Origin of the sequence: Janthinobacterium sp. B9-8 (assembly GCF_000969645.2) — a bacterium.
Taxonomy (GTDB): Bacteria; Pseudomonadota; Gammaproteobacteria; order Burkholderiales; family Chitinibacteraceae; genus Iodobacter.
Genome location: NZ_CP014222.1, coordinates 2247029 through 2272873 on the forward strand (window position 1 = coordinate 2247029; position 25845 = coordinate 2272873).

The window sequence follows — 25845 nt, forward strand, 5'->3', positions numbered from 1 at the left end:
CTCCTGATGCTTAATAAACGCGTTTTTGCGGTGCGATGTAATCGACCGTCAGCGGCTTGGTATGAACTGGCTTGTAAGACAAAGTGCGTGTTTTGCCATCAAACATCGTGTGCTTCATCCACTCATCATGACGATCAGGGAAATCATCGTGCGCATGCGCACCACGGCTTTCCTTACGTGCTTCAGCACAAATCAAGGTAGCAACAGCCACTTCGATCAAGTTATCCAGCTCCAGCGCTTCAACACGTGCGGTGTTAAATACTTTGGATTTATCTTTAATCTGCGTGCGCTTCACACGCTCAGCCACGGCTTTGATTTCTTCAACGCCCTTGGCAAGGTTCTCTGAGTTACGGAATACACCCGCACGCAGTTGCACCACTTTTTGCATAGCATTACGCACATCCGCCACTTCTTCGCCGCCGGTTTGATTTTCTAAACGAGCCAGACGAGTAAGGGAGAAATCAGCCGCATTGGCTGGCAATGGGCGTAGCTCCGGGCGCTCGTTCTTGATGAAATCAATAATCGAATTACCCGCCGCCTTACCAAACACCACCAAATCAAGCAGTGAATTGGTACCCAAACGATTCGCGCCGTGCACCGAAGCGCAAGCACACTCCCCAGCGGCGTAGAAGCCTTTTACGCGCACTTCCGGATCGTCACCAATCGGCGCAACCACTTCACCCTTATAGTTGGTCGGAATACCGCCCATCTGATAGTGGCATGTTGGCACAACTGGGATTGGGTCTTGAATTGGATCCACACCGGCAAATTTAATCGCAATTTCACGAATACCTGGCAGGCGCTGCTTAATGATGTCCGGACCTAAGTGATCGAGCTTTAGCAATACATGGTCTTTTTCTTTACCACAGCCACGACCTTCCAGAATTTCCAAGGCCATTGCACGGGAAACCACGTCACGGGACGCCAAGTCTTTGGCGTTCGGTGCGTAGCGTTCCATAAAGCGCTCGCCCTCAGAATTGAGCAAGATGCCGCCTTCGCCGCGCACACCTTCGGTAATCAATACACCCGCACCGGCCACGCCAGTTGGGTGGAATTGCCAAAATTCCATATCTTCAAGCGGAATACCTGCGCGCACAGTCATGCCGAGGCCATCGCCCGTATTAATAAAGGCATTGGTGGACGCTGAGAAAATACGACCTGCACCGCCGGTAGCAAACAACACGGCTTTGGCGTGGATAATCGACACTTCACCGGTTTCCATTTCCAGCGCAGTCACACCCACCACTTCGCCTGCTTCATCACGAATCAGATCCAGCGCCATCCATTCCACAAAAAATTGAGTATTGGCGCGAACATTACGCTGATAAAGCGTGTGTAACATGGCGTGACCAGTACGATCGGCTGCAGCACAGGCGCGTTGCACCGGTGTCTTGCCGAAATCGGCCATATGGCCGCCGAATGGACGCTGATAGATTTTGCCGTTTTCCAAACGATCAAACGGCATACCAAAGTGCTCAAGCTCAACCACAACTTCGGGAGCCTGACGGCACATAAATTCGATGGCGTCTTGATCCCCCAGCCAGTCCGACCCTTTAACGGTGTCGTACATATGCCATTCCCACTTGTCTTCCTGGACATTACCAAGAGAGGCGGAAATACCACCCTGCGCCGCAACGGTGTGCGAGCGGGTTGGGAATACTTTAGATAAAACAGCGGTTTTTAGACCGGCTTCAGAGAGCTGCAATGCGGCACGAAGGCCTGCGCCACCTGCACCCACAATGACAGCATCGAATTTACGAATAGGAACGGTCATCGCTTATGCACCCCACACAACTTTAATCATATAAACCAAGCTACCTGCCAGCCATAACAGCGTGAGCACGTGCATCGTTAAACGCAAACCAACATGCTGCAGGTAATCCATCCAGATATCACGAATCCCAACCCATGCATGCCAAAGCAACGCAAACAGGCTGACTGTTGTGACCACTTTTACCCAAGTAAAGGCGAAAAGCTGCTGCCAGGCTTCAAATGAAGCGCCATTGGCCAGCAAAATAAACGCAAGCACACCCAAGGTGTAAACCAGCATAATCACAGCGGTAACACGCTGAACCAACCAATCCCGCAAGCCGTAATGAGCTCCGACTACCTCACGATTAATCATTGCACTCCTCCATCACACAGCACCAGCAAGCCGATCTGGCCGCAATAGGCCCCGACTACTTCATGATTTACCATACCAACGCTCCGATCACGACGGTCAGAGCCAGACTCACAACCAGCACCAATTTTGCGGTGAGGCGTGCAGTTGGAAGATCCAGACCTTTATGAATATCCAGGAAAAGGAATCGTGTACCCGCACAGACATGGTGCAGATAGGCCCACAGAATACCGAGGAGGGCAATTTTCATGAGGGGATGTGAAATACAGGATCTGAATGCATCAAAACGCTCGGCAGAAGACAGGGAGCCTTCCAGAGCGTAGAGCATAAAGGGAATCGCCAGAAACATCAGCGCGCCACTGACGCGATGAAGAATGGAGATAACCCCTGGCAAGGGAAGACGAATCTTCGCTAGATCCAGGTGCTTGGGGCGTGTTTTTTGCATGCGCACTTCCTCTTTAAGTTTTACTACTGTCAGCGAGCATCAAGCAAAAACACTGCCACTCACAACACTGACCGGCCATTTACTAACTGACTGACTCAACAACCAAACTCTACCCTAGGTGGGTTTCACCCTTCCTACAGCTCAACTAGGCTCGCTCAGGCGGCGCCTGAAACGCCAACTGCTCTGATCTAAACCAAGCCACACTCCAAACCTGCGCTTTGCCATCAAAATCTCTGGCTAAACGCACAAGCTGGAGCAAAGGTTCGTGCACTTCAATTTGCAGCAATCTGGCTTCTGCACTAGCGGCAGGAATGGCCCGATAGCGTATTTCGCCATCTTTTAAGCGCATCCCAAAATCACGCCAGCATAGTTCACGCAAATTGCCGCGTAACTCTCTAATTCTGCGCATTTCCAAATTCGGGAAATTGGCTTCTGGCAAAAACATCTCTTCAAGGCCAATCACAGCACCTGCTACGCGTAATAAGCGCCGCACTTGCCACAAGGCTGCACCGCGCCTTAAACCTAAAATCTCTGCTAATTGCTCGCCCGCATGAATCCGCACACAACCGAGCATTTCAATTTTTGGCTTTTCACCGCCGTAGCCAGACAAAGGGACAAACATGGCCTGAGCGAGAAAATCGCTCGCATCAGAAACAAAAGTACCCACACCTTGCCGCCGGTACAGCACACCATCGGCCACCAACACATCTAAAGCTTTGCGCACGGTGCCCTGACTGACTCCAAAGCGGTGCGCTAAATCATTTTCACTCGGCAAACTTTCATCAGTCCCCCACTCACCGGCGTCTACCGCCGTAGTGACTTCACGAATAACCTGACGATAAAGAGGGATGGCTGCAAGTTTGCTCATTGAGGATAGGTTGCTTTTTATCATGTTGTAGCATCATAGTCTACTACAGTCTTATATAAGACAAAAGATACACAACAATATATTTCATCTCTTGGCAAAACGCGCGCAAAGCGTGAAGACGCGTGATAAACTTTCACCGCTAGACTTATGCTGTAGCTAAAACACACTCTAAACCGTGTAAAGATAAGCGTGCGGGGTGTAGTTGCATCGCCATTTAACAAAAAAGCAACACGATCAGCTTGGGTTTTGCACTACAAAGAATAAGGAGTGAACTTATCCAAGCAGCATGCTATTTAAGTGTCTGTTTTTTGTAGTATGAAGCGGTCGTTCTTTCTTTTTTAAAGTAAGAGTTGAATCACCCCTGCATCGCTCACACACAAACCAATATCGGAGTCATCCACATGAAGTCACCTATTCGCGTTGCCGTTACCGGCGCTGCCGGCCAAATTGGTTATAGCCTCTTATTCCGTATTGCATCTGGCGCGATGCTGGGTGCGGATCAGCCTGTGATTCTGCAATTGCTTGATATCACCCCTTCCCTGCCTGCGCTTAACGGCGTAGTGATGGAATTGGATGACTGCGCATTCCCACTATTGCAAGGCATTGTGCAAAGTGATGATCCAAAAGTAGCGTTTAAAGATGCAGACATCGCCCTTCTGGTTGGTGCACGCCCACGCGGCCCAGGCATGGAGCGTAAAGACCTGCTCGAAGCCAACGGTGCAATCTTTACTGCGCAAGGTAAAGCACTGAATGAAGTGGCATCACGTGATGTAAAAGTACTAGTAGTGGGCAATCCAGCCAATACCAACGCTTATATCGCCATGAAGAATGCGCCGGATCTAAACCCGGCCAACTTCACCGCCATGATGCGTCTGGATCATAACCGTGCGCTGACACAGATCGCTCAAAAGACAGACAGCGTAGTCACTGATGTCAACAAGATGATCATCTGGGGCAATCACTCTGCTACCCAGTACCCAGATCTATTCCACGCAACTGTAAAAGGCCAAAGCGCTTCTGCCCTGATCAACGATCAAAAATGGTTAGAAGCTGACTTTATCCCTACCGTTCAGCAGCGAGGCGCAGCCATTATCAAGGCGCGTGGTTTATCGTCAGCTGCTTCTGCTGCCAACGCTGCAATTGACCATATCCGTAACTGGGTACTGGGCACAGCAGATGGTGACTGGGTCACAATGGGCGTACCTGCAAATGGTGAATACGGCTATAGCGATCTGATTTTTGGTTACCCAGTAACATGTAAAGATGGCAAATACACCATCGTTGAAGGCTTGGAAATCAGCGCCTTTAGCCGCACACGTATGGATGCCAGCGCGAAGGAACTATCCGAAGAGCGCGATGCAGTGAAGCACTTGCTCGGTTAATTGAATCTGGCTTCCAACAGGGGCTAGCCCCTGTTGTATAAAGTGCACCGCGTTTAAGTGGTACAAAAAAAGGCGAACCCTCGGGCTCGCCTTTTTGATACCCACTAAAGCTTACTTCGCCTTAATGGTATACAGGGCTGTTTTACCTGCTTCTACATGACCTGTTGCAAAATCAATCACGCTATCAAACTGATCCACATTGCTCAATACAACAGGGCTAATGATAGATACGGCATGTTGGGTCAGGTATTCAAGATCTAGCTCTAGCACAGCATCACCCGCTTTCACGCGTGAGCCTTGCTCAAGCAGACGAGTAAAGCCCTTACCACCCAGTTTCACGGTATCCAGGCCCACATGCACAATCAGCTCAGCGCCGTTATCAGCAATCAATGCAAACGCATGATTGGTATTAAAGATTTTAGCAATCACACCATCCACAGGCGCTACCACCAGCGAACCAGTCGGGCGAATCGCCAAACCTTCACCCACGGCTTTACTAGAGAACGCCGCATCTGGCACTTGCAGTAAAGTCACCACTTCACCGCTCATTGGCGCAAGTAAAACCAAATCGCCCGTTACTTTTTTTGCAATAGCAACCGGAGCAACAACCGCATTGGCAGCGGGCGCTGCTGCAGGTGCCTCAGCACTGATCCCTTTACCTGCTAATAGCTGGCTCATACGCGTTGCAATCAGCTCAGCTTTAGGTCCAACAATAATCTGAATATTTTGCTTATTGAGCTTAATCACACCCGAAGCGCCAAGACGCTTAGCGGCGGCCTCGTCAACAACAGCGGTATCGTTCAGAGTTAAACGCAAACGTGTAATGCAAGCATCAATGGCTACAACATTTGAGCCACCACCAATCAAGCTTACATACGCATGAGCCAGCGAATCTGTATCACCACTAACAGGCGTATCATCTGCTGCCGCGCCTTCTTCTTCATCTTCCTGGCCCGGCGTCTTCAGATTGAAGAACTTGATTGCAAAGCGGAAGCTGAAGTAATAAATAGCGAAGAATGCAAACCCTTGCACAATCAGCATCAGAATATCTTTAGCCAGCGGATTTTTAGTCGACAGCACCAAATCAACCAGACCCGCGCTGAAACCAAAACCAGCAATCCATTGCATGCTCGCAGCAATATAAACAGATACACCTGTCAACACCGCGTGCAGCAAGTAAAGCAAAGGAGCGACAAACATAAAGGAGAATTCAAGCGGCTCAGTCACACCGGTAAAGAACGCAGCAAAAGCAGCCGCAATCATCAGGGATGCAACACGTGCTTTGTTTTGCGGCTTAGCTGCGTGATAAATAGCCAACGCCGCACCCGGCAAACCGAACATCATAATCGGGAAGAAACCCGCTTGATACATACCGGTTACACCCAATACAGCCTTACCTTCAGCAAGGGACTTAGCGCCACCCAGGAAGTTAGGAATATCGTTAATACCCGCAACGTCAAACCAGAACACGCTGTTCAGAGCGTGATGCAAGCCAACGGGAATCAAGAGACGATTAAAGAAGGCGTAAATACCTGCGCCAGCCGGGCCCATGCCCATAATGCTTTCACCGAAATGCACCAAACCGTTAAATACGATTGGCCAGATGTACATCAACGGGAAAGCAACAACCAGCATCACCACCGAAGTGACAATAGGCACTAAGCGACGGCCACTAAAGAAAGCCAAGGCTTTATGCAGCTCAACACCGCTAAAGCGGTTGTAGAGCTCAGCAGTAATTACACCCACCAAAATACCAACAAACTGGTTGTTGATTTTGGCAAAGGCCTTAGGCACTTGATCCAAAGGAATACCTTGGATCTGAGAAACCGCACCGGGAGACAACAACGTTGTCAGTACGTAAAAGCCAACCAAACCCGACAAAGCGGCTGCACCGTCTTTATCTTTCGACATACCGTAAGCAATACCTACGGCAAACAAAATCGACATATTGTCGATAATGGCCGCGCCCGATTTGATCAGGAAAGCAGCTAATGCACTATTGCTACCCCAGCCATTTGGATCAATCCAATAGCCGATACCCATTAAAATGGCGGCGGCTGGCAACGTTGCCACCGGCACCATCAGCGCACGGCCGATTTTCTGTAAATAGCCCAGAATATTCATCACATCCCCTTTTTATCTTGCTCAAGCAACGAGTGTCAGCGTAGCTATAATCGTTGAGTAACCATTTTGAAGTGCAAGGTGGCAAAGTTGCGCAAAACTCGTAAACGAAACTAGTCGATACACCTTACATCGCCAAACATGCTGGATTATTCACTGCACGGTAGTAATTGGCAATCAAAAGATAAACAAGCCGGTACTTTAAAATGACTTGTGTTAACAAATAACAAAAGCATGAAAAAGATTAAAGCTTCACATTAAAATCATCAGGCAAAATTCATTCACATCAAACCAATGCTTTATAAATAAACAACAGCAAAAAACCGCATTATCAATCACTGATTTATGCATATTGAAATCTACAGAACTCATCGTTTATCAGTATTGAGCTAACTCAAATGGCGAGATTATTTCACCCCATACTTACCTTTCTTTACATTAATTCCCTTGTAGCAATACGAATAATGAGCCACTGCAACAAATTATTACAAAGCCATCTGCAACACGCAAAAAGAAACAGCCCGCAAGCGGGCTGTTTCTTTTTAAATACACACATATTTATTTGACATAAAACAAGAAAGACTTAAATCACTTATTTTTTACATATTTTTCAAAGCGCTCCTGCGCTTCGCTCTCTTTCTCACCACCAAAAGCATGGGTGCTTTCAAACCACATCACATTAATCAAGCCAAATGCCAAAGCCAGCCCTACGCCAAGTATCCAAGAAAAATACCACATTATGCCCACTCCTTTGAGTGCATTGCTTCAAACCTCGCCACGGCGAGTGCTTTTGGAAATACATTAATAACTATGCGTATCATTTTGCAGACGCTCAACGGTCACCGGCCCACGCATCACCCGATACACCCAAGCCGTATAGACCATAATAATCGGCACAAAAATGACCACCACAGCCAGCATCACGCCCAAGGTTTTTTTACTTGAGACCGCATCCCATACCGTTAGGCTAGAAGCCGCGTCTAAAGTCGATGGCAAAATAAACGGAAACAAAGCAATCGCTGTAGTACACAGCACACCGATACTCGCTATGCCACTAAGCATAAAGGCCGTGTACTGATATCGCCGCCAGCTAGCGAAAGCCGCCAGAAGAGCAGCAAACACTCCCGCTCCCGGCACGAGCCAAGCCCAAGGATAAAGGTTAAAGTTACTTAGCCATGCCCCTTTCACAATGGCAACCGTTTTATTCAGCGGATTTAACACATCGCCCACCGCCCCCATGCTAACAATCTGCCAAGCGTCTAATTGCTTGAGCCATACCCCGCCCAAGGCAAACAAAATAGCCATTATGCATCCGGTATAGATCGCCACACTGATTGCACGGCTTTGCACGGCATCCCTGGTTTTGACCGCCAGAAACGTTGCACCATGCAAAACCAGCATGGCAATCGCCACTAAGCCGCAATACAAGGAAAAGGGATTTAATAAGTCATAAAAATGTCCTGCGTAACTCACCCTCAAGCTATCGTCAAATTGAAATGGCAAGCCGATAAATAAATTACCAATCGCCACACCAAACACGAGTGTTGGCACAATACTACCCACAAATAAAGCCCAATCCCAACCATTGCGCCAGCGTGGATCGGCTAATTTACTACGGTAATCAAACCCTGCCGGCCTCAAAAATAAAGCAAACAGCACAAACATCAATGCCACATACATCACCGAAAATGCGGCGGCATAAAGCAACGGCCAGGCAGCAAAGAGCGCCGCCCCAACCGTCACCAGCCAAACCTGATTTCCTTCCCAAGTTGGGCCCACTGAATTAATCACCAAGCGGCGCTCATCATCGGTCTTGCCCACAAACGGCAAAAGAATCGCCACACCTAAATCAAAACCACCAGTGAGCGTAAAACCGATGAGTAGAAAAACCATCAGAGCCCACCAGATTAATTTTAATACTTCATAATCAAGCATGATTTTCCCTTAAGCGTGCACAGCAGATTGTTCACCAAAATAGCGGCCCGTATGCAAACTGGCTGGCCCAAGCCGGATATATTTCAGCATTAAATACATTTCAATAAAGAATAATGCTGAATACATTAAAAATAAGCCCGCCATACTAAAGTGCAATTGCCCACTGCTTAGCGCAGATGCCGACATAAAGGTGGGCAATATGCCCGATATGGTCCACGGCTGCCGGCCATATTCAGCCACAATCCAGCCCGCTTCAATAGCCACCCAAGGCAAAGGAATAGACCAAACAGCAAGGTGCAATAACCAGCGCTGTGGTGCGAGATTTCTTCTGGCCAAAAAGTAAAATGACATTGAGAAAATAAAGAGGAATAACATTCCCAATCCAACCATCACGCGGAAAGACCAGAAAATAGGCGCAACATTAGGAATAGTATCGGCAGCTGCTGCTTTAATTTGTGCAGGCGTTGCATCCACCACATTGCTAGTATATTTCTTTAGCAATAAGCCATAACCTAAATCTGCTTTATGTGCTTCAAAATCTACTACTGCCGATTTATCCCCTGCCTTTAATCGCGTTAATGCGGCATAGGCCTGAATACCACTTTTAACTCTTTGTTCATACTCTATTTTTAAATCTTTAATACCGGTTACTTTTTCTGTTGTTGAACGGGTTGCAATTAAACCCAGCGCATAGGGAATGCTGACTTCAAAATCAACACGCTCTTCTTTTTGATTAGGAATACCAAATAAAGTCAACGAAGCAGGCGCAGGCTGAGTATCCCACTGGCCTTCCATTGCAGCCAGCTTCACCTTTTGTACTTCACCAGTGGTGTAGCCCGATTCATCCCCTAAAACAATCACTGATAAAATAGAGGCCAAACCAAAGGCCGAGGCGATGGCGAAAGATCTAAGGGCAAAGCCGGTATCGCGCGCTTTTAATAAATACCAGCTAGAAACGCCCAATACAAACATAGATGCAGCAACATAGCCCGCTGCCACGGTATGCACGAATTTAACCTGCGCTACTGGGTTAAAAAATACCTCTGCAAGATTAGTTAACTCCATACGCATAGTGATGTAATTAAATTCTGCCCCCACAGGATTTTGCATCCAGCCATTGGCAATTAAAATCCATAAAGCCGATAGATTTGACCCCAGTGCCACTAAGAAGGTCACGCCCAAATGCTGCACTTTTGAAAGCCTATCCCAGCCAAAAAAGAATAAACCTACAAAGGTTGATTCTAAAAAGAAAGCCATCATGCCTTCAATTGCCAAAGGTACGCCAAATATGTCGCCAACATAATGAGAGTAATACGCCCAATTGGTCCCAAATTGAAATTCAAGGGTTAAGCCTGTCGTCACGCCCATTGCAAAGTTAATACCAAATAACTTGCCCCAAAAACGTGTCATGTCTTTATATATTACTTTGCCTGTCATGACATAAGCGGCTTCACAGATCACTAAAATCCATGACAAACCCATTGTTAAAGGCACAAATAAAAAATGGAACATCGCAGTTAAACCAAATTGCATGCGCGATAATTCCACCACTTCAGCGGCGGGGATCATAAAAATATCCTATGTATTTGGAGCGCTAAAAAATGATTTCACAATGACTTAAACATGCAGAATCATAAGAACATCTTATTTATTTTAAATACCACGCAATCACACCATCATGACTCAAACAATAAAAGTCATAAATCATCTTTGTAAAGAGATGCAGGGGCTGATGCGGCATTCATAAATCGCTCAGCGATCATGGGCTCCGGAACTAGCATATGCCGGGCAACTGGCTCAGAAAAAAAACTTTTCCAAATCACAAATAACAAGGCCACTTTAATCAGCAGCACGATGGTGATTTCCTGCCATAAAGGTATATGCTTCGCTATTCGCATTGTGTTACTCCCGTTTAGCCGGACGCAGATGCCCGGCAAAGCTCAAGACTTTCTGCACTTTTGAGCCTAAGCGCATTAAGTTTTCCAGGGTTTCCGGTGAAAGATGCTGCACTTCATCAAACCAGCCGGTGGCCAGCTCGATCAGCTCGTGCATTTCACGCATACGTTTTTGGGCATGCCGATCTTCATCGCTCAGTGCCTCATCCATCAGCGCATCACGCAGCAGAGTGAGCGTGGGCTCAATTTCCCGCTTACGCTTCTCTTCTACAAGTGATCTGAAAATCTCCCACACATCCTTGGGCGTTTCAAAGTAATCACGCCTATCCCCCGGCTTATGCACTAACTTGCATAGCTTCCAGGACAGCAGCTCCTTCATGCCCATACTGACATTTGAGCGGGAAAAGCCAAGTTGCTCGGCAATTTCATCGGAATTTAAAGCTTTGGGTGAAAGGAACAGCAGCGCATACATTTGCCCTACCGTGCGGTTCACCCCCCAACGGCTACCCATTTCGCCAAAGTGCAAAACAAAGCGCTCGTTGATCGGTGAGAGGTTCATGAAGTTTTCCAATTTTCAGTAATTACTGAAATTATAAGAACTTCTTTGATTCTACGCAATGCAAAACTCAAGCCACAGGTGCATGCCTGTGAAAAATTCGGACCAAGCCCCAGAAAACCATTCACACATGGCCGTGCTGCAACGCCATCATTCAGCTACAACTAGATCTGTGCATATTATTTACAGGCGTAAGCTTATTTTGGAGACAATCAATGCAAAACCCTGTTGAAGAGATTTTGGAAAGAGTCATTTTTCAGAGCAGATGGCTGCTCGCGCCATTTTATCTAGCGCTGATTCTTGGCTTGCTGGCTCTGTTTGCCAAAATGATCAAAGAGTTATTGGGTATGTTTAATGCGCTGATTAATTCAGATGGCAATCTGATCATTGCCATTTTGGGGATGGTGGATGTAACTTTAGTGGCTAATCTATTATTAATAGTGATTTTTAGCGGCTATGAAAATTTTATTTCCAAACTCGATATCGCCCATAGCTCGGTAGACAAGCCATCATGGATGGGAAAAGTAAGTTATGCCGATTTAAAACTCAAGCTGATTGGCTCAATTGTGGCCATTTCGGCCATTGATTTGCTTAAAGCATTTATGAATATCAAATCCGTAAATCATACTGAGCTGGCATGGCTAATTGGCATTCACCTTACCTTTGTGGTTTCAGGAGTCATGTTTGCCATTATGGATAGAATTGCTGCGGGAAGCCCCAAGCACTAAAATCAAGCGGCTTTATACTTAGCTCAAGCTGTAAAAAAACGACTGCTTAAAAATAAGGCAGCCGTTCTTTTCACTTATTAATCAGAGCGCTCATACACTTATCCACATCTTATCCTTGTTTAAACCGCCTCAAAAGGTGGATAAAAAAATCAACGCGGGCGTGGGCGCGTATTGAACTCATCATTCATGCGCTGCTCATTGCGCAATTCTTTTTGCATTTCTGCTGATAAATGCCGCTGTTTTAAAGCCTCAAATGCTTTTACTTTTTTCTCGCACTCCAGCCATGCATCCCGCTGAGCCTCATACGCTACCAGCAAGCGATCAATTTCTTGTTGCTGTACCAAGGCCACATCATCCAGTTTTGCCAAAAACAATTGAAAATCACGCCACTGGATAATACTCATCCCGCCCTGACCGCTATCCAGCAAGCGCGCACGGTATTCAACGCGGTACTGATCTACCTGATCCAGCTTGCCTTGTGCACCCAGCCAGAGGGCTTGAGCAGTCTGCATCCGACGAGCAGCCTCTTCACGCGCATCAATAGCAAGCTCTAATAAAAAGGCAAAACGAAATTGAGCCACGGCTAAAACTCCTGAAACAAGCAGATCACATCAAGAGCTGATAGAGCTTCATTCTAGCCCCATCATAGCGTTCGCACTCGGCAATACCCTGTTGCAAAAAGGCTTCAAAGCTAGGATTACGCCGAATGGCTTCATCCAGCACCGGATCAGAGCCTGGCACATAAGCCCCTACACTGATTAAATCCCGGCTGCGCTGATAGCGGGAATAGAGATATTTAAAGCGGCGGACCACAGCGAACTCTTCGGGCGAAATAATATCGTTCATCACCCGGCTAATCGATGCTTCGATATCAATTGCTGGGTAATGCCCAGCTTCCGCCAGCTGGCGGCTAAGCACAAAGTGGCCATCCAAAATCGCCCGTGCATTATCCGCAATCGGATCCTGTTGATCATCACCCTCAGATAAAACAGTATAAAACGCAGTAATTGAGCCACCACCTTCTTCGGCATTACCCGCACGCTCTACCAACTGAGGCAAGCGAGCAAAAACGGATGCCGGATAGCCTTTTGTGGCGGGCGGCTCGCCCACAGCCAAGGCAATTTCACGTTGCGCCATGGCATAGCGTGTCAGCGAATCCATAATCAGCAGCACATGCTTGCCCTGATTTCTAAAATACTCGGCAATCGAAGTGGCATAAGCCGCTCCATAAAGCCGTAATAAAGGCGGCGTATCGGCAGGCGCTGCCACGACTACCGAGCGCTTTAAGCCTTCATCGCCCAGAATATTCTCAATAAAATCTTTCACTTCACGGCCACGCTCGCCAATTAGGCCCACCACCACCACATCGGCCGTGGTATAGCGCGCCATCATGCCCAGCAACACCGATTTACCCACACCAGAGCCTGCAAAGAGGCCCAAGCGCTGACCTCGCCCAACCGTTAACATGGCATTAATCGCCCGCACACCCACATCCATCACATGCTTCACTGGCTCACGCGTCATCGGGTTGTAGGGGCGTGCAAACAGCGGCATATAGTCGTCGTGCTCGATCCGGCCTTTGCCATCAAGTGGCCTGCCTAAGCCGTCTAAAACGCGGCCAAGTAGGCCCCAGCCTACCGGCATCTGACGGCCATGATCTTCTAAACGGCGCTGAGGCGGACGCGGATGACCATAATCAGGCACCCACGCTTCAACATCTTCATGCGGCACCACCTGCGCGCCAGGCTCTACACCATAGATTTCGGCAATCGGCATTAAGAAGAGACGATCTTCATTAAACCCCACTACCACGGCTTCTACCGAAGCACCGCTAGGCGTCATCACATCGCAAGATGAGCCAATAGCCAAGCGCAAGCCCACGGCCTCAAGCACCAAACCCGATACTCTGACCAAGCGCCCACGCGGCAGCCACGGGCGCATCCAGCGTACCGCGTCTTTACAATCGGCTAGATACTGGCTGCAGCCATGGAGTGCTTCAGTCATGAGGGTCGGATTCAGTCGATGTTTCCTGAACGGCAGCGGGGAGTTCTTCTGCCAAAGCAAGATCTACTGAAGCAGAAACCTCCTCAGCAGCAAGCGGCGCTGAGACATCATCAGAGGATGCCGCAGGGCTTACTTCCTCAACAAGGGATGCAAGATGCTCCTCGCGCGCATTCCACATTAAATCACCGCGATCGTTGCGACCTAAAACACGCAAGATATTTTGCCAGCGCACCGGCAGGGATAAATCAACCGCAGAATCAGGCGTATCAATCCGGCAACCGCCCGCTTCGATATGCGGATCGGCCAATAAACGCCAAGTATCACTAGGCAGATCGCCCCCCAGCATGCCAGCGATAGCCGTTAAATCTTCGGGATTTAAAAAGACACGCGAAGGGGATCGTGCAGCAGGCAGACTTGCCAGTACTTCACGCAAAATAGGCAATAAACGCTCCGGCGCATGGTTTAATTCTTCTCTCACCATTTGCCGCGCAATCACGACGGCCAGATCAAGCACTTCATTGGACAGCGCCGCTTCTGCTTTTTGCAATGTCATTTCAACGCTGGCCAATACTGCACGCAGGCGATTTGCTTCGTCCTCGGCCACCAAGCGCCCAGCCTCTAAGCCAGCCTCAAAGCCTTCGCTTTGCGCCTGTTGGGCAATCGCTTCTATCTCTTCTGCGGTAGGAAAAGAAACATCGGCACTTGAAACATCGGCCGATTCTGCGGGCAGCTGCTCTTCATCTTCTGATTCAGCGCTTAAATCACCTTCAGCACCTTGCGCTTCGGGCTCATCCAGAGGCTCATCGCTGACTTCTACTTGCTCGATGGCTACGGCTTCAGCCTCTGCCTCGTGCAAAGAAGCTAACTCCCATTTTTCCCAAGCACTTAATTGCTCGCGTGGAATCACGCGTGGATTACTCATTATTCAACTAATCCTTCATCACCCTTACCACCCAGCACAATCTGACCTTCATCAGCCAGACGGCGAACGATTTTAAGGATTTCTTTCTGCTCAGCCTCAACTTCAGACAACTTAACCGGCCCACGCGCTTCTAAATCATCACGCAACATTTCGGCGGCTCGTGAAGACATATTTTTGAAAATCTTTTCTTTAAGCGCCTGGCTGGTTCCCTTAAGAGAAATCACCAAGGAATCAGATTGAATTTCACGCATCAACAGCTGAATACCCCGGTCGTCAATATCCAGAATATTATCGAAGGTAAACATCTTGTCTTGAATTTTTTGGGCCAGCTCAGGATCGTAATCACGCACACTGGCAATCGCCGATGCTTCAACCACACCGCCCATAAAGTTAAGAATATCGGCCGCCATTTGCACGCCACCCATAGCGCTTTTCTTTAGCTTATCGGTGCCTGACATCAATTGAGTCAACACATCATTGAGTTCTTTCAAGGCAACCGGCTGCACGCCTTCTAGCGTGGCAATCCGCAGCAATACATCATTACGCTGGCGCTCAACAAAATAGCTCAGGATTTCTGATGACTGATCTGATTCTAAATGCACCAGAATAGTGGCAATAATCTGCGGGTGCTCGTTTTTAATGAGCTCGGCAACGGCCGATGAATCCATCCATTTTAACGATTCAATCCCGTTATTATCATTGCCTTGCAAGATACGATCGAGCAAATTGGCTGCTTTATCAGTGCCCAGAGCCTTGGTCAATACCGAGCGAATATATTCATCCGCAGCACCTAAATTGGCACGATTTTGCGTTGAAGCAATAAACTCCGCCAAAACCACATCGATCTCTTCACGTTTAACGGCATCCATTCCGGCCACCGCAAAACCCAACTTCTGCACTTCCTTAGGCCCTAAAAATTTAAACACTTCAACGGCAACATCTTCGCCTAAGGTCATCAATAAAAGAGCGCTTTTACGCACTCCTTCTTCACTTATATCGGCAGCCATGGTTTGCTCCTCAAGGCGCTTTAAATATCATAAAACGGCTGCTCTGCTGCAGTTCAGGCTAAGACTTCTTATTAGGATCTCCGCCTTTATCATCCGCATTCAGCATCCATTCGCGCAAGATGGTCGCTACCATACGCGGATCATCTTTGGCCAGCTCTTTAGCCTGCTGCAAGAGCTCGGCGTAAGCGGCCATACGGTTCTGATTTTCATCCTCTTCAGGATTTTGCTCATCCGCACTTAATCTCTCGCCATCCGGTCCAAGCGTCTCGCCAAAATCCAACTCTTGAATACGTGCCTCTTCGCGCGTTTTGGCCATGTCTTTCATCAGCGGGCGCAGCACAAAGAACAGCAAATAAAGCACAACAATGGCAATCAATGCCAATTTACCCACATCGGTGGCATTGGTTTGAATATACGCCAACGCCTTATCCTGCATTTTCTTTTCTTCAAGCGGTAAAGAATCAGCAAATGCCGCATTCACCACATTGACAGAATCACCACGCTCCTTGTTGTACCCTATCGCCTCACGCACCAAATTATTGATTTGCGTCATTTCTTGTGGGCTAAACGGCAGGTAAGTCATCTTCCCTGTTTTATCTTTACCGGGCTTGTAGTTGAGTACAACCGCAGCAGAAAGGCGCTTTACTCCCCCTACCTGTTGCTTTACATGCTGAATGGTTTTATCCACTTCATAGTTAATAGTGGCTTCTTTACGACTGTTGGCCGTGCCCGTAACGCCAGCTTCAGAAGCGCCAGAAGCTGTGGGAGCCGTAATCGGCGCGGCAGCCGCTCCTGGCGGCTGATTCGACAGTGCCCCCGGCACGCCACCGGCTAATTCATTACTGGATTTACCCTGCTGATCAAGCGTTTGCTGACTACGCATCGCCGAGCTATTGGGCGGAGAATTAGGTTTAAAAGATTCTGATGTTTGCTCGACTTCTGCAAAATCAATTTGTGCCGTGATTTCCGCTTTTACATTTTCTTTGCCCACCAATGGCGCAAGAATCGTTTCAACGCGCTCAACGAAGCCTTTTTCTACATGCTGTACATAAAGTAATTGGCGCGGGTCTAAATTGTTCTGGCTCATTTCAGGCAATTTAGATAATAAATTACCGTCCTGATCCACAATGGTCACATTTTTAATCGGTAGCTCTGGCACGCTGGATGAAACTAAATGAATAATCCCCGCCACCTGGCCGCCATCCAGAATTCTTCCCGGATGCAGCGTCAGCATGACAGAAGCCGTTGGCTTTTGCTGATCGCGTAAAAAAACCGTTTGTTTAGGCATGGCCAAATGCACACGGGCTTTGCCCACTGAAGCCACAGTTTCAATTGAACGCGCTAATTCGCCTTCAATTGCGCGCTGATAATTAACCTGTTCTGCAAATTGCGAGACACCAAATTTTTGATTATCTAAAAGCTCAAACCCGGCATTGCCCGATTTAGGCAATCCTTGTGCGGCAAGCTTTAATCTAACGTCATAAATTTTATCGGCAGTAACAGAAATTGTGCCGCCCGGATCCAGCTTATAGGGCACATTCATTTGTTGCAGAGATTGAACGATGGCGCCGCCATCTTTATCGGGGATATTGGTAAAAAGAACCCGATAAGCCGGTTCTTTTGACCACAGCATATTGCCAACAATTAAAGCAATCACAGCTGCGACTGCAATCATCAGGCCGATCCTTCGCCCAGACGAAAGCGCAGCGAAGCGCTCACGCGCCACCCCGAAGCCTCTTGCTGTGATCAGATTATTATCTGCCGCTGCACTTACCTCTGCCATACGTCGAAATCCCATGCAGGCTTTAAAGAGCCTGTCTAAATTCTAGTCTAAATATTTCATCGATGCTTTCACGAAATATTCAGGCCAGCTAAGGCTCTGAACAAAACCCGGGCTTTAGACCTGCATACTCATGACTTCCTGATAAGCACTGACTAGCTTATTGCGCACCTGCACCATCGTTTGGAAAGAAAGGCTGGCTTTTTGTAACGATACCATCACATCTTGCAAATTAGCTTCCGGCGCTCCCGATTGAAACGCGAGTTGCTGTGCTTGAGCATCTTGCTGTACCTGATTCACTTGATCCAAGGAGGATTTAAGCATAGACGCAAAATCCGGCGCGCCCGCAACGGGCTGTGCCTGTGATGCAGCCTGCCCCCCTGCAAGTGCAGACATCGCTTTTAGTTCGCCAAGAACCTGATCGATTCCTTGCACGCTCATGACTTATATCCCCTTTTAAGCAGTTAATCAATTGATCTGGCGATGAACACCAGCCTAAGCCTTGATGTCAGTAAAAAAATGCCAAAAGCCCTTGATTAATGCCTTGTTTTAAATTGTAGGTGCTTAGACTTAGCTACTGCAAGCAATTCCTGAGCCACCTGCGCCTTAAATAGATAAATCCGGGTTTTGTTCGCGATACTGCTGCAATTTATAACGCAAGGTTCTTTCGCTCATCCCCAGCTTTTCTGCGGTCGATTTACGTGCCCCCCCCAGCGACTTGAGTGTTTCCAATATATGCCTTTTTTCCAGCTCTTTGATATCACTCACGACAACCGGCGAATCAGGCAGCGGCAAGACCTCGGCCACAAGCGGTGCACCGGCAATATTTGCCGCCTTACCCGCTCCGTGCTGCGGCAAATACAGATGGTCGACCGCAATTTCGTCCCCAGGGGCCAAAATAAGCGCACGCTGCATCACATTATCTAGTTCTCGGATATTTCCTTCCCACGCATTCGCTAAAAGCGCAATCTCTGCCCCTGATGACAAAACCGGTACACGACGCTTTTGTCTTGCGGCATGCCTTGCCAGCATCGCTTTTGCCAAGGGCAAAATATCACTACGCCGCTCACGTAAACTTGGCAAATGCAAAGGAAAAACATTCAAGCGATAAAATAAATCTTCACGAAAACGACCTGCCACTACTTCCAGCTTCATATCGCGATTAGATGTTGCCAAGACCCGAATATCAATCCGAATCGGCTTACTCCCCCCCACCCGCTCTACTTCACGCTCTTGTAATACCCGTAGCAATTTAGCCTGTAAAGCCAGCGGCATTTCTGAGATTTCATCGAGTAATAAAGTGCCGCCATTGGCCTGCTCAAACTTTCCCAGATGCTGGCTTGCCGCACCCGTAAAAGCGCCTTTTTCATGCCCAAACAAGGTGGATTCTAATAACTGCTCAGGAATTGCAGCGCAATTAATCGCGACAAAAGGGCGGTGCGCCCGCTCGCTATTACGGTGCAAAAATTGCGCCAAAACTTCTTTACCCGTCCCCGACTCTCCCGTAATCATGACGGAAGCATCGGACAGCGCTACACGTCGCGACATTTCTAATAAGTTCAACATGGCCGGATCTTCAGCAATGACTTCTTCATCATCACTATCTGGCAACATGTATTTAGCCACTTCCTGAAGCAGGCGATCAGGCTCAAAAGGCTTAGGCAGATAATGGCAAGCGCCAGAATGCAAGGCAGCCACGGCTTTTTCGATAAGCCCATAGGCGGTCATTAAAATAACCGGCAGATAAGGGTAAAGCAGCTTAATTTCCTGCAACAGTGTTTCGCCATCCATAGGCTGCATTTGCACATCAGACAACACCAAGCCAACACGATTTTTTTCTAACACACTGAGTGCATCGCCGCCTTCTTCGGCCACTAAAACAGCATACCCTCCCAACTCAAGCGTATCGGCCAGCGCTTCTCTCAGGCTATCGTCATCTTCAACAATTAAAATCGGTAAGCTCATCAGGTCTTTCACTTTCAGATTCGTACATTACGCCCGCCATGCAGCGTTAAAAATGCCAGCACACGAGTGGAAATATCTTTAAGCGGCAGTGTTTCATGCACGCCGCCCAGCGCAATGGCTTCTTTGGGCATACCAAACACCACACAACTCGCTTCATCCTGCGCGTAGTTATATGCACCTGCCTGCTTCATTTCCAGCATGCCCACAGCACCATCTTTGCCCATACCCGTCAGAATCACGCCAATTGCATTCTTGCCGGCCAGATTAGCCACCGATCTAAATAAAACATCCACGGAGGGGCGATGTCGGTTGACCGGCTCTCCCTGCGAAAGATGGCAAACATAATTGGCACCAGACACCCCAAGCATTAAGTGAGAATGACCAGGTGCAATATAGGCGTGCCCAGGCAAAACACGCTCGCCGTGCTCTGCTTCTTTAACCGTGATGCTGCATAAAGAATTCAGCCGGTTAGCAAATGATTTAGTAAACATTTCCGGCATGTGCTGAGCAATCAGTATTGCGGGAGCATCAGGCGGCATGGGCATTAAAAATTCTTTAAGGGCTTCAGTTCCCCCTGTGGATGCACCCACAATAATCAGCTTTTCTGTTTTTAATATCGGCCGGGACACTTTAGGCAGGACCACGTCTGCTGAATTATTTGGCATCACATTGCTGCTAAACATGGGCTTCACTTTTGCCTCCGCTGCGCAACGTATTTTTTCCCGAATATCATCGGCATATCCTTGAATTCCACGCACAATATCTAATTTTGGCTTGGCAATAATATCTACAGCGCCTAGCTCTAAGGCGCGAAGAGCCGCTTCTGAACCCTGTTCAGTTAAAGAGGATATCATAATCACTGGTGTGGGCTTAAGCCGCATTAAACGCTCGAGAAATTCCAGCCCGTCCATTTTAGGCATTTCGATGTCTAGCGTAATCACATCGGGGTTTAGCTGGCGAATTTTTTCTCTGGCAATAATAGGATCTGGTGCGGTGGCAATGCATTCTAAATCAGTCGTTTCATTAATAATTTCTGTTAATAGATTCCTCATTAGTGCGGAATCATCAATCACAATCACTCGTATCTTTTTTTTCATGGCTCTATTCCACATTTAAAACAGATCAATATCTCCACCCTGCTTGGCATATTGAAGCCTAGAGCTATAATCTTTTTCCCGCTCAACAATTGTATTGTTATGCACAGCCTTGAGTTTTTTGACTAATACACGACCGGTTTGCGGAAAAAAATAAACTTTACGAGGAAAAACATCAAGCAAATCCTCTGACACCACCGGTATTCTTTCTAAATCTAAAAAAGACCGAACAAAATCAACATTTTTCTGGCCGATATTTGAAACAGTAAAACCGCGTAATACATTTCCTCCGCCGAATATTTTTGCTTCGAGTGAGCTTTTAGATCCACCCATTTTCATAATCTGATTAATCAGCATTTCCATTGCATACGTGCCATAGCGCGTGGCCAAACCTGCCATAGCCGTTGCTTCATCCGCCGCTTCTGGCAACATAAAGTGATTCATTCCACCAACACCGGTTTTTCTATCCCGGATACAGGCAGCCACACAAGAGCCCAATACCGTTACGAGCAGCATATTGCGCCCGGTTACATAGTATTCTCCCGGCAATAATTTAGCGGCATCGATATCAAAGCTTTTATCAAAATAGAGCGTTGGTGCTAAGACCTCTTCATATCCCTTGCTCATTTTGATGACCCCCACTCATGAATCGCCTTATCAGTCAGCCGATATACAGTCTTACCGCAGGAGTGAAACCACTCTGACATATGATGCAGATTTTCTGAATGCCCCACATATAAGAAACCATTCGGTTTTAATAATCGTCCCATTTTTTCCAGCATTACGCGCTGAGTGGCCTGATCAAAATAGATCATGACATTACGACAAAAAATAGCATCAAAATAAGGCAACAATGGCCATGAATGCGCCAGCAAATTAATTTGCTTAAATTCTATCATTTCTCTTAATTCGCGCCTTACTCTGGCCTGCCCTGTATTTTCTCCTTTTCCTTTCAAAAAAAATATTTTGCATCTTTCAGTAGAAACTTTATCCAGTTTATCCATTGAATAAATGCCACTTCTGGCTTTGGCTAGTACTTGGGTATCTAAATCTGATGCAATAATTTCTACATTAGGCTTCAGACTGCCATAAGCCTCAATAGCAGTCATCGCCAAAGAATAAGGCTCTTCCCCTGTACTGGAGGCCGAGCACCAAATACGCACCGGTCCGTGCAGTTTCTGCAATTGATCAGAAAGCATGTCGAAATGATGCTTTTCTCTGAAAAAAAAGGTCAGATTAGTCGTCAGCGAATTCGTAAATTGTTGCCATTCTTCATGTTTGCGATCTGCTTCTAAAAAATCTAGATAGTCACTGAATTTTTCTAAATTCAAGGCCCTCAAGCGTCGTGCCAGCCGGCTATAAACCATTGACTGCTTACTTTCATTGAGCCGGATTCCCGCCCGTGCATAAATAATACTAACCACACGGCGAAAATCAGCATCAGTAAATACAAAATCCTGCTCACGCATATTGCTCATATTGGCGAACTCATCAAATAGCGAGGGGAGGCCGAGAGCACCATCAGCATTTTTCCATCAATGATATTTATTTAATGGGATAGACATGGGCACACAGCTTAATCACCGATCAGGGCATGCAAGAAGGGCTGATCGGCATAATCTGCCCCAAGCTAATGGTGCTTAGTCCATTAAAACTCTTCCCAATCACCATCATCTGCCGTAGGGCTAGGCAATTTTTTCCCTGTACTCGCTAATTTTTTCGATGCGGGTGCCTGGCTAAGCTGAGGCGCTTTAAGTGCTGTGGTGGCACTACGTGGCGCAGCGAGCTGTTTAGTAGCAGCACCTGCATGCTGATAAGCGGCACCTACTTTAAACACAGCAATTGCATCAGCCAAGCTACCTGCCTGCTCTTCCAAACTCTCGGCAGCGGCCGCAGCTTCTTCAACCAGAGCTGCATTTTGTTGAGTGTTCTCATCCATCTGCACCACAGCCTGATTAACCTGCTCAATCCCTGAACTTTGCTCGGCACTTGCTGCAGAAATTTCACTCATAATGTCGGTTACACGGCGCACAGCAGTCACCACCTCCTGCATTGTGCGGCCTGCTTCATCAACCAGCCGGGACCCCGATTCAACTTTAACTACCGAATCGCCAATCAAAGATTTAATCTCTTTGGCTGCCGCCGCAGAACGCTGTGCCAGATTACGCACTTCACTGGCTACCACAGCAAAGCCCCTTCCCTGCTCACCTGCTCTGGCCGCCTCAACCGCAGCATTCAAGGCCAGAATATTCGTTTGAAAAGCAATACCATCAATGACCGAAATAATATCGACGATTTTCTTAGCACTATTATTGATTTCAGACATGGTTGAAACCACCTGCTCAACCACCCCGCCTCCTTTGACAGCGATATCCGATGCGCCAATCGCCAACTGATTCGCTTGTCTGGCGTTCTCCGCATTTTGTTTCACTGTACCGGTCAGCTCTTCCATACTCGACGCGGTTTCTTCCAAGCTGGCGGCCTGTTGCTCGGTGCGGCTGGACAAATTATTATTTCCTGCGGCAATTTCTTGTGATGCCGTATTAATTAAGCCAACTGAATCTTTAATTTGCATCACGATTTCGGATAAGCGCTCGCCAGTTAAATTGCAATCGTCTTTTAACTGCCCCAGCGTCCCTCGGTAATCACCACTAATCGTTTCAGACAAATCGCCTCTGGCCAAAGCACCAAGCACCCTCACCACATCCGCCAAGCCTTTTTCATTAGACGACATCAGTTGATTCATGCCCTCACACAGCTTTAAAGTAAAGCCTTCTTTGCCTTCCATCTTGGCGCGTTTAGAGAAATCGCCATGAATGGCCGCAGCATCAACAATTGCTGCAATTTCAGCCTCAACAGCCACTTCCTCAGTGCGATCCAGCCATTCAACAACCGTGCCTTGCCGCACACCATAATCATCATTTACAGGATTAGCGATTAATTTAAAAATACGCCCGCCCACCACAATTTCAGTCATGTAGGTGCTGCGTAAATGAGTCAGCATATCTCGCTGATGCACAGGATTTTTATGAAAGACATCAACGTTTTGCCCCATTAAATTACTCACATCAAACTGGGGCAACACTTTGCGCAATTCATTTTGCGCCGCACTCAACATGCCCATGACCGATTTATTCATGTAAATAATTTCGCGCTCATTATTGGCAATCATTACATTGGTAGTGCAACCATCCAGTGCCGCCTTGATCCGGGCATTTTCAGCCGCCAGCTGGCTTGCCTTCGTGCTCGCCGCCAGCTCATCAGTAAGATCCTGCCACTCCACCACCGTACCCAGCCTTGATTTAGTTTTAGAAAATACAGGTGTCACCAAAAGCCGGAAAGTACGCCCGCCCAAAACCAATTGAGCCTCGTGCGTTGATTGCAAAGCAGATAGTAAATTTCGCTGATAAGCAGGATTCTTATGGAATATATCAATATTACTGCCGAGCACTTTTGAAGCAGAAAACTGCGGAACATCTTTGCGAATGGCTGATTCTGCATTCATCAGCATTTTGTTCATCGAATCATTGGTATAAATAATATTAAAATGCTCATCGGCCATCATGACATTAGTTGATGCTGCATCCAGTGCAGATTGCAAATTAGCGCTCTCTACCGCCTCAGTCATATCAGATGCATACTTAACCACTTTATACGGCTTACCATTCACATCAAACAAAGGGTTATAGCTTGCCTGAATCCATACCTTTTTACCGCCCTTACCAACGCGTTGATAAATACCCTTATCAAACTCACCCCTTCTTAATTTATCCCAAAAGCTAGTATATTCCTGCGATTGTCGATAAGCAGGGTCAACAAACATACTATGATGCTGATCTTTAATTTCATTTAAGTTATAGCCAAGACAATTCAGGAAATTTTCATTCGCCGTTAATATTCTTCCAGTTAGATCAAATTCAATGACGGCCTGTGCTTTTCCAACCGCAGCATCTTTTGCCTTTAGCTCATTAGCTAGATTAATTAATTCAGTCACGTCAGTGGCAAGTTCAACCACCTTATAGGGCTTTCCATTGCTATCCAGCACGGGATTATAGCTAGCTTGAATCCAAATCTCTTTACCGCCACGACCGATTCTCTTATATGTGCCCGTATCAAACTCACCGCGCCTCAGCTTATCCCAAAAAACGGTGTATTCTGGCGATATTCTTTGTGACGGCTCAAAAAACATACTATGGTGCTGATCTTTAATATCGCTTAAATTATAACCCAGACAGTTCAGAAAATTATCATTGGCAGTCAATATACGGCCAGTTAAATCAAACTCAATCACCGCTTGTGATTTATCAATTGCATTCGTTTTTTCTTTTAACTCTTGTAGTGCTCCCTGCAAACTAATTATTTGTTTTTTATTTTCTTCTTCTTTTGCAGGATCAAATGCCAGCTCAGCCTTCATGGCTCTCGATTTTAATTCCTGTACTTCATCTTGCAAACTAAGAATCTGTCTTTTCGTTGCTTCTTCTTTAGCCGGATCTGAAAAGAAATTAAACATAACATACTCCTTGGGTCATCTATTAAACTGTTACGGCAACATGATCAACCAATGCCATATCACTGCTGGTCATTAATTTCTCAATATCAACAAGGATAATCATGCGTTCCTCTAAGGTGCCTAATCCTTGAATATAGGCAGTATCGAGAACCACACCGAATTCCGGAGCCGGTTTAACGTGATTAGCCGCCAAAGTTAAAACATCTGAAACACCATCAACCACTATCCCCACAGTTCTGCTTGCTACATTAAGAATAATAACAACAGTAAAATGGTCATACATAATATTGCCAAGCCCGAATTTAATTCTTAAATCAACAATCGGTACAATATTGCCACGCAAATTAATCACGCCTTTAATAAAAGCAGGCACATTAGCGATGCTTGTCACTGCATCATAACCTCGAATTTCCTGCACTTTTAAAATATCAATGCCGTACTCTTCATTACCCAGCGCAAATACCAGAATTTCCCGGGCGGTATCTGGGTGATCTAAGCCATTGTCCATCTC

General features: G+C 47.1%; 23 protein-coding genes and 2 pseudogenes. 2 read left to right on the forward strand and 23 right to left on the reverse strand.

What is annotated here, in order from left to right:
• Positions 1-10: 10 nt before the first annotated feature.
• From sdhA to VN23_RS10100, 4 genes are all read right to left on the reverse strand, one after another.
• Positions 11-1774 carry a succinate dehydrogenase flavoprotein subunit gene (gene sdhA, locus VN23_RS10085; RefSeq protein WP_046351225.1) on the reverse strand — a complete coding sequence of 588 codons (1764 nt, stop codon included), beginning with the start codon at positions 1772-1774 and terminating at the stop codon, positions 11-13.
• Between the two features lie 3 nt (positions 1775-1777).
• A complete protein-coding gene (gene sdhD, locus VN23_RS10090) occupies positions 1778-2125 on the reverse strand; it encodes a succinate dehydrogenase, hydrophobic membrane anchor protein (RefSeq protein ID WP_046351224.1) in 348 nt (115 codons plus the stop codon).
• A 67-nt stretch (positions 2126-2192) separates the two neighbouring features.
• Positions 2193-2567, reverse strand: a complete 375-nt coding sequence (sdhC, locus tag VN23_RS10095) for a succinate dehydrogenase, cytochrome b556 subunit (protein ID WP_046351223.1) — start codon at positions 2565-2567, stop codon at positions 2193-2195.
• A 145-nt stretch (positions 2568-2712) separates the two neighbouring features.
• The gene (locus tag VN23_RS10100; protein WP_052746512.1) at positions 2713-3435 is read right to left on the reverse strand and encodes a GntR family transcriptional regulator; all 723 of its coding nucleotides are present in this window, start codon (positions 3433-3435) and stop codon (positions 2713-2715) included.
• Positions 3436-3836: 401 nt separating this feature from the next.
• Between VN23_RS10100 and VN23_RS10105 the strand changes: the two genes are divergently transcribed.
• Positions 3837-4817, forward strand: coding sequence for a malate dehydrogenase (locus VN23_RS10105; protein ID WP_046351222.1), 981 nt, complete (start codon positions 3837-3839; stop codon positions 4815-4817).
• 111 nt (positions 4818-4928) lie between these two features.
• On the opposite strand, the gene nagE is transcribed toward VN23_RS10105, so the two are convergent.
• The 6 genes from nagE to VN23_RS10135 all read right to left on the reverse strand — a co-directional run bounded on the left by nagE (position 4929) and on the right by VN23_RS10135 (position 11327).
• Positions 4929-6941 carry an N-acetylglucosamine-specific PTS transporter subunit IIBC gene (gene nagE / locus VN23_RS10110; RefSeq protein WP_046351221.1) on the reverse strand — a complete coding sequence of 671 codons (2013 nt, stop codon included), beginning with the start codon at positions 6939-6941 and terminating at the stop codon, positions 4929-4931.
• A 585-nt stretch (positions 6942-7526) separates the two neighbouring features.
• Complete coding sequence (gene cydX / locus VN23_RS10115; protein ID WP_062654873.1) at positions 7527-7676, reverse strand: cytochrome bd-I oxidase subunit CydX; 150 nt, start codon at positions 7674-7676, stop codon at positions 7527-7529.
• A gap of 63 nt (positions 7677-7739) precedes the next feature.
• Positions 7740-8873 (reverse strand): cytochrome d ubiquinol oxidase subunit II, encoded by a 1134-nt coding sequence (gene cydB / locus VN23_RS10120; protein ID WP_082752722.1) that lies wholly within the window; start codon positions 8871-8873, stop codon positions 7740-7742.
• A gap of 9 nt (positions 8874-8882) precedes the next feature.
• The gene (locus VN23_RS10125; RefSeq protein ID WP_197433102.1) at positions 8883-10439 is read right to left on the reverse strand and encodes a cytochrome ubiquinol oxidase subunit I; all 1557 of its coding nucleotides are present in this window, start codon (positions 10437-10439) and stop codon (positions 8883-8885) included.
• 131 nt (positions 10440-10570) lie between these two features.
• A complete protein-coding gene (cydP, locus tag VN23_RS10130) occupies positions 10571-10771 on the reverse strand; it encodes a cytochrome oxidase putative small subunit CydP (RefSeq protein WP_046351218.1) in 201 nt (66 codons plus the stop codon).
• Positions 10772-10775: 4 nt separating this feature from the next.
• On the reverse strand, positions 10776-11327 hold the full coding sequence (locus VN23_RS10135) for a GbsR/MarR family transcriptional regulator (protein WP_046351217.1): 552 nt from the start codon (positions 11325-11327) through the stop codon (positions 10776-10778).
• A 212-nt stretch (positions 11328-11539) separates the two neighbouring features.
• Between VN23_RS10135 and VN23_RS10140 the strand changes: the two genes are divergently transcribed.
• Positions 11540-12052 carry a TIGR00645 family protein gene (locus VN23_RS10140; RefSeq protein ID WP_046351216.1) on the forward strand — a complete coding sequence of 171 codons (513 nt, stop codon included), beginning with the start codon at positions 11540-11542 and terminating at the stop codon, positions 12050-12052.
• Positions 12053-12201: 149 nt separating this feature from the next.
• Here the strand turns inward: VN23_RS10140 and fliJ are convergent, their stop codons facing one another.
• The 13 genes and pseudogenes from fliJ to VN23_RS10200 form a co-directional block, all read right to left on the reverse strand.
• Positions 12202-12633 (reverse strand): flagellar export protein FliJ, encoded by a 432-nt coding sequence (gene fliJ, locus VN23_RS10145; protein WP_046351215.1) that lies wholly within the window; start codon positions 12631-12633, stop codon positions 12202-12204.
• A gap of 25 nt (positions 12634-12658) precedes the next feature.
• Positions 12659-14056 (reverse strand): flagellar protein export ATPase FliI, encoded by a 1398-nt coding sequence (gene fliI, locus VN23_RS10150; protein ID WP_046351214.1) that lies wholly within the window; start codon positions 14054-14056, stop codon positions 12659-12661.
• Positions 14049-14978, reverse strand: a complete 930-nt coding sequence (locus VN23_RS10155; RefSeq protein WP_046351213.1) for a flagellar assembly protein FliH — start codon at positions 14976-14978, stop codon at positions 14049-14051. The genes fliI and VN23_RS10155 overlap by 8 nt, the downstream gene beginning before the upstream one ends.
• Positions 14978-15973, reverse strand: coding sequence for a flagellar motor switch protein FliG (fliG, locus tag VN23_RS10160; protein WP_046351343.1), 996 nt, complete (start codon positions 15971-15973; stop codon positions 14978-14980). The genes VN23_RS10155 and fliG overlap by 1 nt, the downstream gene beginning before the upstream one ends.
• A 70-nt stretch (positions 15974-16043) precedes the next feature.
• Positions 16044-17768, reverse strand: coding sequence for a flagellar basal-body MS-ring/collar protein FliF (gene fliF, locus VN23_RS10165; protein WP_046351212.1), 1725 nt, complete (start codon positions 17766-17768; stop codon positions 16044-16046).
• A 114-nt stretch (positions 17769-17882) separates the two neighbouring features.
• The gene (fliE, locus tag VN23_RS10170; protein WP_046351211.1) at positions 17883-18206 is read right to left on the reverse strand and encodes a flagellar hook-basal body complex protein FliE; all 324 of its coding nucleotides are present in this window, start codon (positions 18204-18206) and stop codon (positions 17883-17885) included.
• Between the two features lie 165 nt (positions 18207-18371).
• Positions 18372-19730, reverse strand: coding sequence for a sigma-54-dependent transcriptional regulator (locus tag VN23_RS10175; RefSeq protein ID WP_046351342.1), 1359 nt, complete (start codon positions 19728-19730; stop codon positions 18372-18374).
• A gap of 14 nt (positions 19731-19744) precedes the next feature.
• Positions 19745-20827 (reverse strand): protein-glutamate methylesterase/protein-glutamine glutaminase, encoded by a 1083-nt coding sequence (locus VN23_RS10180; protein WP_046351341.1) that lies wholly within the window; start codon positions 20825-20827, stop codon positions 19745-19747.
• A 15-nt stretch (positions 20828-20842) separates the two neighbouring features.
• Positions 20843-21451, reverse strand: coding sequence for a chemoreceptor glutamine deamidase CheD (cheD, locus tag VN23_RS10185; protein ID WP_046351210.1), 609 nt, complete (start codon positions 21449-21451; stop codon positions 20843-20845).
• The gene (locus VN23_RS10190; protein WP_442905454.1) at positions 21448-22293 is read right to left on the reverse strand and encodes a CheR family methyltransferase; all 846 of its coding nucleotides are present in this window, start codon (positions 22291-22293) and stop codon (positions 21448-21450) included. The genes cheD and VN23_RS10190 overlap by 4 nt, the downstream gene beginning before the upstream one ends.
• Before the next feature lie 179 nt (positions 22294-22472).
• A pseudogene (locus VN23_RS22110) lies at positions 22473-23597 on the reverse strand (methyl-accepting chemotaxis protein); the annotation flags it as partial.
• 846 nt (positions 23598-24443) lie between these two features.
• Positions 24444-25334: pseudogene (locus tag VN23_RS22115) on the reverse strand (PAS domain-containing protein); the annotation flags it as partial.
• A 22-nt stretch (positions 25335-25356) separates the two neighbouring features.
• Positions 25357-25842 carry a chemotaxis protein CheW gene (locus VN23_RS10200; RefSeq protein ID WP_046351208.1) on the reverse strand — a complete coding sequence of 162 codons (486 nt, stop codon included), beginning with the start codon at positions 25840-25842 and terminating at the stop codon, positions 25357-25359.
• Between the last annotated feature and the right edge of the window lie 3 nt (positions 25843-25845).